Annotated in this window: 5 protein-coding genes and 3 pseudogenes; 7 read left to right on the top strand and 1 reads right to left on the bottom strand. The window is 68.3% G+C overall.

The window, feature by feature from the left end; genetic code table 11:
• Window positions 1-155: 155 nt before the first annotated feature.
• The 5 genes and pseudogenes from AD428_RS19200 to AD428_RS29680 form a co-directional block, all read left to right on the top strand.
• Window positions 156-896: pseudogene (locus AD428_RS19200) on the top strand (muconate/chloromuconate family cycloisomerase); the annotation flags it as partial.
• A gap of 39 nt (window positions 897-935) precedes the next feature.
• Window positions 936-1,865 (top strand): catechol 1,2-dioxygenase, encoded by a 930-nt coding sequence (catA, locus tag AD428_RS19205; protein ID WP_053246250.1) that lies wholly within the window; start codon window positions 936-938, stop codon window positions 1,863-1,865.
• Between the two features lie 237 nt (window positions 1,866-2,102).
• A complete protein-coding gene (locus tag AD428_RS19210) occupies window positions 2,103-3,401 on the top strand; it encodes an MFS transporter (RefSeq protein ID WP_053246254.1) in 1,299 nt (432 codons plus the stop codon).
• Window positions 3,402-3,417: 16 nt separating this feature from the next.
• A complete protein-coding gene (locus tag AD428_RS19215) occupies window positions 3,418-4,197 on the top strand; it encodes a 1,6-dihydroxycyclohexa-2,4-diene-1-carboxylate dehydrogenase (protein WP_053246251.1) in 780 nt (259 codons plus the stop codon).
• A gap of 17 nt (window positions 4,198-4,214) precedes the next feature.
• A pseudogene (locus tag AD428_RS29680) lies at window positions 4,215-4,592 on the top strand (GTPase domain-containing protein); the annotation flags it as partial.
• Between the two features lie 291 nt (window positions 4,593-4,883).
• Here the strand turns inward: AD428_RS29680 and AD428_RS26355 are convergent.
• Window positions 4,884-5,836, bottom strand: a pseudogene (locus AD428_RS26355) (hypothetical protein); the annotation flags it as partial.
• 222 nt (window positions 5,837-6,058) lie between these two features.
• Between AD428_RS26355 and AD428_RS19225 the strand changes: the two are divergent.
• Both AD428_RS19225 and AD428_RS19230 read left to right on the top strand, forming a co-directional pair.
• Complete coding sequence (locus tag AD428_RS19225) at window positions 6,059-6,799, top strand: sulfite exporter TauE/SafE family protein (protein ID WP_053246252.1); 741 nt, start codon at window positions 6,059-6,061, stop codon at window positions 6,797-6,799.
• 75 nt (window positions 6,800-6,874) lie between these two features.
• Window positions 6,875-7,594: a GntR family transcriptional regulator gene (locus AD428_RS19230; RefSeq protein WP_053246253.1), complete on the top strand. Its 720-nt coding sequence runs from the start codon at window positions 6,875-6,877 to the stop codon at window positions 7,592-7,594.
• Window positions 7,595-7,989 lie beyond the last annotated feature (395 nt).

Below are 7,989 nucleotides of genomic sequence, written 5' to 3' on the forward strand. Positions count from 1 at the left end.
GGAATATTTTTCTAATCGAAGCCGGCGGCGCGCCGAATTTGGCAAAGGCATTCCCGCGAGAGTCCCTAAGATGAAAACGGTTCCACCCCGGTTTCCCTGATTCGCGCCGAGACTTTTCCATGTCCATCCTTGCCCACGCTTCACCCGACCTGCCGCTGCCCGTCGCGTGGACGCTGGCCTCGGGCGATACGGCACGCGACATCGCCGAAGCCGAGCAGATGCTCGAGGCCCGCCGCCACCGCATCTTCAAGCTGAAGATCGGCGCCCGCGCCCCGGAAGCCGACATCGCTCACGTCGCCGCGATCAAGAAGGCGCTAGGCGACCGCGGCGCGGTGCGGGTCGACGTCAACATGGCGTGGAGCGAAACCCAGGCAGCCTGGGCCATCCCTGCCCTGGCCGACGCGGGCTGCGAGCTGGTCGAGCAGCCGGTGGCCGGCGCCGCCGCGCTGGCGCGGCTGATGCGCCGCTTTCCGGTGGCCTTGATGGCCGATGAAGTGCTGACGGGCCCCGAAAGCGCTTTCGAGATCGCCCGCGGCCACGGCGCCGACGTATTCGCCATCAAGATCGAGCAGAACGGCGGGCTCTTCGCGGCCCAGCGCGTCGCCGCCATCGCCGACGCGGCCGGCATCGAACTCTACGGCGGCACCATGCTGGAAGGGGCGGTGAGCACCATCGCCTCGGCCCATCTGTTCGCCGGTTTCGCCGAGCTGCAATGGGGCACCGAACTGTTCGGCCCGCTTCTCATCACCGAAGACATTCTGACCCGCCCGCTGGATTACAGCGATTTCGCCCTGACCGTTCCCAGCGGCCCCGGCCTGGGCATCGAGCTGGACGAAGCCAGGATCAAGCGTTTCACGCGGCCCGGGCTGACCAAGGCCACCACCGCCCGGGATTGAGCCCGGCGCCCGACCGATAAACCTACCGGAGACAAGACCATGAACCCCAAGGTGTTCGATACGAAAGAAGTCCAGGACCTGCTGACGGCGGCGACGAACCTCGCCGCCGCGGACGGCAACGCCCGCTTCAAGCAGATCCTGCATCGCCTGCTGAGCGATCTGTTCAAGGCCATCGACGACCTGGACATCACGCCCGACGAAGTATGGGCCGGCGTGAATTACCTCAACCAGCTGGGCCGCGACGGCGAAGCCGCCCTGCTGGCCGCCGGCCTGGGCCTGGAAAAATACCTGGACATCCGCATGGACCATGCCGACCGGCTGGCCGGCATCGCGGGCGGCACGCCGCGCACCATCGAAGGCCCGCTCTACGTGGCCGGCGCCCCGCTGCGCGAAGGCGTCTCCCGCATGGACATCGACCCCGATCCCGACGCGGGCCCGCTGGTCATCCGGGGCGTGGTCACCGACACGGCAGGCAAGCCGCTGCAAGGCGCCGTCGTCGAATGCTGGCACGCCAACTCCAAGGGCTTTTACTCGCATTTCGACCCCACCGGCGCGCAGACGGCATTCAATCTGCGCGGCGCCGTCAAGACCGGCCCCGACGGCCGGTACGAATTCCGCACCCTGATGCCGGTGGGCTACGGCTGTCCGCCCCAAGGCGCGACGCAGCAGCTGCTGAACGCGCTCGGCCGCCACGGCAACCGCCCGGCCCACGTGCACTTCTTCGTCACCGCCGACGGGCACCGCAAGCTGACCACGCAATTCAACATCGAGGGCGATCCCCTCATCTGGGACGACTTCGCCTACGCCACGCGCGAAGAACTGATCCCGCCGGTCGTGGAAAAGACCGGCGGCTCGGCGCTGGGCCTGAAGGAGGACTCGTACAAGGAAATCGAGTTCGACTTCGCGCTGACCGGCCTGGTGCAGGGCAAGGACAACCAGGTCGTCCACCGCCTGCGCGCCTCGGCATGACAGCCGCCGGCGCCGCCCGGGCAAACGGCGCCGCGCCCTCCCGCCCATCGTGAATTGCCGCAGTATCCCGGCCGTGCGCGGCCTCGCACGCGCCCGCCATCCCATTCACGCGAATCACCGCCGCGCGCACGGCCGCGCGGCGATACGACAACGAACCCCATCGCTCGCTGCGACCCGCACGAGGAGACAACCGTGACAGCCAGTCTTTCCATACCCAGCCTGATCGACCAGGAACGCATGGGCGCCTTTCAATGGCGCGTCCTCATACTCTGCTTTCTGATCGCGCTTTTCGACGGTTTCGACACGCAGGCCATGGCCTTTACCGGCCCCGCCATCCTGGCCGCCTTCAAGCTGCAATCCACTGAGCTTGCGCCCATTCTGACGACCGGCATCGTCGGCATGACCGTGGGCGCGATGCTGCTCGGCCCGGTCGGCGACCGCATCGGCCGCCGGCCCGCCGCCATGATAGGCACGGCCGTCTTCGGCATCGCCACGCTGCTGACAGCGGGCGCGACGGCGACCTGGCATATTCTCGTGCTGCGCTTCATCGCGGGCCTGGGCATGGGCGGATGCACGCCCATCGTGCTGGCGCTGGCCGCCGAGTACACGCCCGCCCGCCTGCGCGGCATGGTCATCACGGGCGTACTGCTCGGCCTGCCGGCGGGCGCCATGCTGGGCGGGCTGCTGGCGAGCCGGATGCTGCCGGTCATCGGCTGGGAGGGCATTTTCGTCGTCGGCGGCGTGGCACCGCTCGCCCTGCTGCTGGCGCTGGCCGTGCTGCTGCCCGAGTCGCTGCAGTTCAAGGCCATGCGCGGCAGCGCCGCCGGCCAGGACTACGTGGCCAGGATCCTCGGCAGGATAGTCTCGCGTCCGCTGCCCGCCGGCGCCTGCTTCTCGGTGCCCGAGGAAGCCCGTGCCCGCGGCAGCGTCAAGGCTCTGTTCTCCGCAGGCTACGCCCGCAAGACCCTGGCCATCTGGACGGTCTACCTGCTGAACTGGGTGGCCTGGTTCATGCTGCTGTCGTGGCTGCCCACGGTGCTCAAGACGGCCGGCCTGCCGGCCGACCAGGCGCCCATGGGCACCTTCACCGTCAACCTGGTGTTCATCATCTGCGCCATCCCGCTGTCGTACCTGATGCCGCGCGTGCCGACCCGCTCGCTGCTGATCGCCATGTTCGCCCTGGGCATCGCCGTCGCGCTGGGCCTGGGCTACGCGGGAACGGACTGGACGCTGGTCTTCATCCTCGTCGGCGCGGCCGGCCTGGGCGTAGGCGGCCAGCAGCTGGCGCTGAACTACCTGATCATCGGCGCTTATCCCACGGCGCTGCGCGCCACCGCCACCGGCTGGTCCATCGGCATCGGCCGCGCCGGCGCCATCATCGGCTCGGCCATCGGCGGCAGCTTCCTCGCATGGCTTGGCCCGTCGGGCTTCTTCATGGTGCTGGCCGTCCCGCTGCTGGGCGCGCTGCTGGGCGTGCTGGCCGTGGACACCAAGTCCTCGCAGCCGCTGCCCGCCGACCTTTCCCGTGCACACTGAAACCAGGAAAACCGGAATGAACCGCTACGAAAACCAGATCGCCCTCGTCACCGGCGCGGCGCAGGGAGTGGGTCGCGCCACCGCCCTGCGCCTGGCGGCCGAGGGCGCCACCCTCGTGCTGGTGGACCGCGCCATCGAGCAGGGCCGGTCGGTGGCGGAGCAGATCCGCGCGCAAGGCGGACAGGCCTCCTTCATCGACGCCGACCTGGAAACGCACGCGGGCGCCCAGCGCATGGTGCAGTACGCCATGGATACCCATGGCCGCATCGACGTATCGGTGCACAACGTCGGCGGCACCATCTGGATGAAACCCTTCTGGGAGTACACGCCCGAACAGATGCAGCGCGAGGTGAACCGCTCGCTGTGGCCCACGCTGTGGTCCTGCCGCGAAGTCATTCCCGTCATGCGCAAGCAGGGGCGCGGCGCCATCGTCAACGTCGGCTCCAACGCCACGCGCGGCATCTATCGCGTGCCCTACTCCGCCTCCAAGGGCGGCGTGCATGCCGCGACGGTCTGCATGGCCCTGGAGCTGGCCGGCAGCGGCGTGCGCGTGAACTGCGTCTCGCCCGGCGCCCTCGACAACGGCACCAGGGCCATTCCGCGCAACACCGAGCCGCCTTCCGAACAGGACCTGGCCTGGTCGCGCGAGATGTATTCCGATTGCCTCGACGGCACGCCCATGCACCGCCTGGGCACCGTGGACGAAGTCGCCGCCGCCATCTGCTTCCTGGCCGCCCCCGAGGCGTCCTACATCACCGGCCAGGTGATGTTCGTGGCCGGCGGCCACGTGGGCTGAGCCGCGCCGGAGCCCCCATGCAACCGGACGCGCCCGCCCCAACGCTGGCCGCGGCAGCGGCCGTGCTGCCCGGCCGGGCCGACGACCTGGCCCGGCTGGGCGTGCTGGCCGAAGATTCCTGGCCCGTCGTCACCGTCATCGGCAAATACAACCACGGCAAGAGCCGCCTGCTCAACGAACTGATCGGCCAGGAGGTCTTCGCCGTGGCCGACCGGCGCGAAACCGTGGCGCTCGCCGACATCGTGCATCAGCGGGTCCGCTGGCTCGATGCGCCCGGCCTGGACGCCAGCGCCGACGACGACGGCCACGCGCGGCGCGCCGCGTGGCTGCTTTCCGATATCCGCCTGTTCGTGCATGCGGCCAAGGCCGGCGAACTGGACCGGCAGGAACGGGAACTGCTTGCCGCCCTGCGGGACGATGATGCCCGCACGCACCGCCAGACCCTGGTCGTCCTGACGCAGGTCGACCAACTGGCCGACGAGGCCGAACTGCAGGCAGTGCGAGATGCCGTCGCCGCGCAGGCGCACAGCCCGCACCTCGTGTCGGCCGTGCGCCACCGCAAAGGACTGGAGCAGGGCAAGCCCCTGCTGGTCGAGCGCAGCGGCATTCCCGCGCTGCGCCAGGCGCTGGCGGCCGCCCTGGCCCAGGTGCCGCGAGCCAGCCTGCAAAAGCTGGCGGCGCGGCAGGCCGACGAAACGGCAACGCTGCACGCCGCGCAGCGCCGGCAGCGAGGGAAAGAGGCGCGGCAGCACCATCACGGCGATCACGCCCAGGAAGGCCAGCGGCGTCACCACGGCGAACAGGCGCGACCAGCGCACCCGGCGGCGCTCCTCGTCGGAACAGGGCGCGGCCGGCGGCAGCGCATGATCGGGCCCGGCCGTGCCGCGGGCGAGTTCCGCCTTGTCGAAAGAGCCGGAATGCTCGATGCGCTCCAGGCTGCCGTCCTGCGCGCGGGCCTGCCAGGCCCTCAGCAGCCCGGCGTCGGCCGGTACGATCTGGCGCCGCACCAGCAGGTAGGCGATGACCAGCGCCACCCCGCCCGTGATGAGCGACAGCACCAGCGCGCGATCGGCCACGGTGGCCGCGCTGACCGCCGCGCCGGCCGCCTTGGCGCTGATGCCGGGGGCCACCCCGATGACGTAATCGGACGAAAGCGCCATGCCTTGCCCCGCGATGGCGATGGCCATGGCGCCGGCCAGCGGCGGCAGCCCTGCGGCGATCGCCGCCGGCAGCAGGATGCCGACACCAGCGGCACCGCGGGCGTGGGCCAGAAAAAGAGGGAGATCACATAGGTACAGACGACGATGATGAGAAACGAGGAATGCCCGCTGCGCATCACCTTGCGAAAGGGCTGCACCATCCGCACGTCGGCCTGCAGCGTCTTGAGCGAATTGAGCAAGGCGGTCATGAACGTGATGACCAGGAAGATGTTGAAGAGCTCCTTGGCGGCCACGAAGCTGGCCGAGAAAATGCCGATCAGGCCGCTGATGGGGTTGCCGGTAATGGCAAACACCACCAGAAACGTGCCGATCACCGACGGCACCACGACATTGGCGCGCAGAATCATCGTGAGAATGATCACGATCACGCTGAGCAGATAGACCCAATGCGCCACATTGAGTACGACGTCCGATTGCATGCGGTTCCCCTTGTATTGTGACATCCGAAATCGTCACATTGGTATACTATATTTCGTAGGGCGCTATACCAATCGAAATATGCATGCCCTAGGGAAAGCGATAAGCCTAAAAAACCCACGATTATTCAGGAGCTTGTCGGGGTTTACCCGGAAATTCCCTGACCTGTCGATAGCCGGACTGAATTTCTAGATAGACTATCGTATACATATGGAGACAAACCCATGCCGGCTCTCCCCCCTCCCGATCTCTGGCACTACGCCACCATGGCCGTGGTGGTGTTCGGCGCGGCCATCGCCCAGGGCGTGGGAGGCATCGGCTTCGCCATGTTCGCCGCGCCCGTGGCGGCGCTGTTCTTCCCCCAGCTCGCCCCCGGGCCGCTGCTCACGCTGGGCGGCTTCATCTCCCTGCTCACCGCGCTGCGCGAGCGCGCCGCCATCCACTGGCCCTCGGTCAGCTACGCGCTGGCCGGCCGGGCCGTGGGCACGCTGCTCGCCATCTACGCCATGACGCGGTTCCCGCCCCAGGCGCTGGGCGCGCTGTTCGCGGTGCTGGTGCTGGCCGCCGTGGCGCTGAGCGCGGCCGGGCTGCGTTTCGAGGCCAGCCCGGCGCGCGTCTCGGGCGCGGGCGTGGCCTCGGGACTCATGGGCACCATGACCTCGGTGGGCGCGCCGCCCATCGCCATCGTGCTGCAGCACGCCGCGCCGCCGCGCCTGCGGGCCACGCTGGGCATGGTGCTCTTCCTGGGATCGATTTTCTCGCTGTCCATGCTGGCGCTGGCCAACCGCTATACGGCGCATCACGCCGGACTGGCGCTCAGCCTGGCTCCCTTTCTGCTGGCCGGTTTCGCGGTCTCCAACCGGCTCCGCCACCGCCTGCCGCCGCACGCGGTGCGCGCCATCCTGCTTGCCGTGTGCGCGCTGAGCGCCATCGGGGTGCTTGTCAAAGCCTTCTGGGGCGCATGATGGGGCAAACACCCATCGGCGCTGCTACACCCGGTAATACAATGGAAACTGTATTCATTACGCCATGTCGCCCCCATGACCTCCGCCACCGATAGCCTGCATGCCGAGACGAAATCCGCGCCGCTCAAGATCGGCGAGCAGCATCCCCAGCTTTTCGCGGTCATCCGCGACAAGCTGCGCGAACGCATCCTGAGCGGCGAATTCACGCCGGGAGACCGCCTGGTCGAAGGGCGGCTCTCGGAAGAGATGGGCGTGTCGCGCATTCCCGTGCGGGAGGCGCTGCGCGCGCTGGCCGCCGAGGGCCTGGTCACCATCGAGCCGCGCCGCGGCGCGTCGGTGTCGGTGCTGTCGGAAGCGGCCGCCTACGACATGGTGGAAGTGCGGGCCACGCTGGAGGGCCTGAACGCCAAGCTCGCGGCCCAGCGGCGCGACGAAAAGACAGTGGAGCGGCTGCAGGCCTTCCTGCGCGAGGGCACGCAGGCGGTCAGCAGCGGACAGCTCGACAAGTTCCAGGCGCTGAATTCCCAATTCCACGAAATGCTCGCCACCGTGGCCGGCAACGCGGTGCTGACCGACCTCATGCGTTCGCTGCGCGACCGCACGGCGCTGGTGTTCGCGCCGAGCAATATGCACCGCGCCCGGCAGAACTGGGACGAGCATGCGCAGATCCTGAACGCGGTCATCGCGGGCAACGGCGACCTGGCGGCCCTGCTGGCCAGCCAGCACGTGCACAACGCCGCCAAGGCTTACACCGAAGCCAAGCAGCAGTCGCAGTCGCGGGCGTCGGCCGCTTGATCCGGCGGCCGGCGATCCGGCGGCGCCATCGAAAACCTTGCGGTAGGCGGCGTCGTGAGCGCGTGAGAACGCGTCGGGGTAGTTGCTTTCCGGGTATTCGGAGACACGACGCCGAACCAAATGCGTCCAGAGGCCGAAGCCACTCGGCCACCCACGGAGAACGTTGTTCAGCTCCTCGATCCAGGCCTTTTGCTCGGCTTCGGAGTAACCTTCGAAGGTGCGTCCGTCGATGCGCCAGGTCGACAGATATTCCCAATCACGAGTGGCAATGATGGATTCGGTGACATGGTGCGAAAATGGAACATACTTGCTGACTGCCGGCTCTTTAGCGGGCAGCGCCGGAGCGTGGTGGGTCATTGATTACGATCTCCCAGCTGCCGGCACCAACGCCGGCG

The sequence above is a fragment of the Achromobacter sp. DMS1 genome (genome assembly GCF_001270295.1).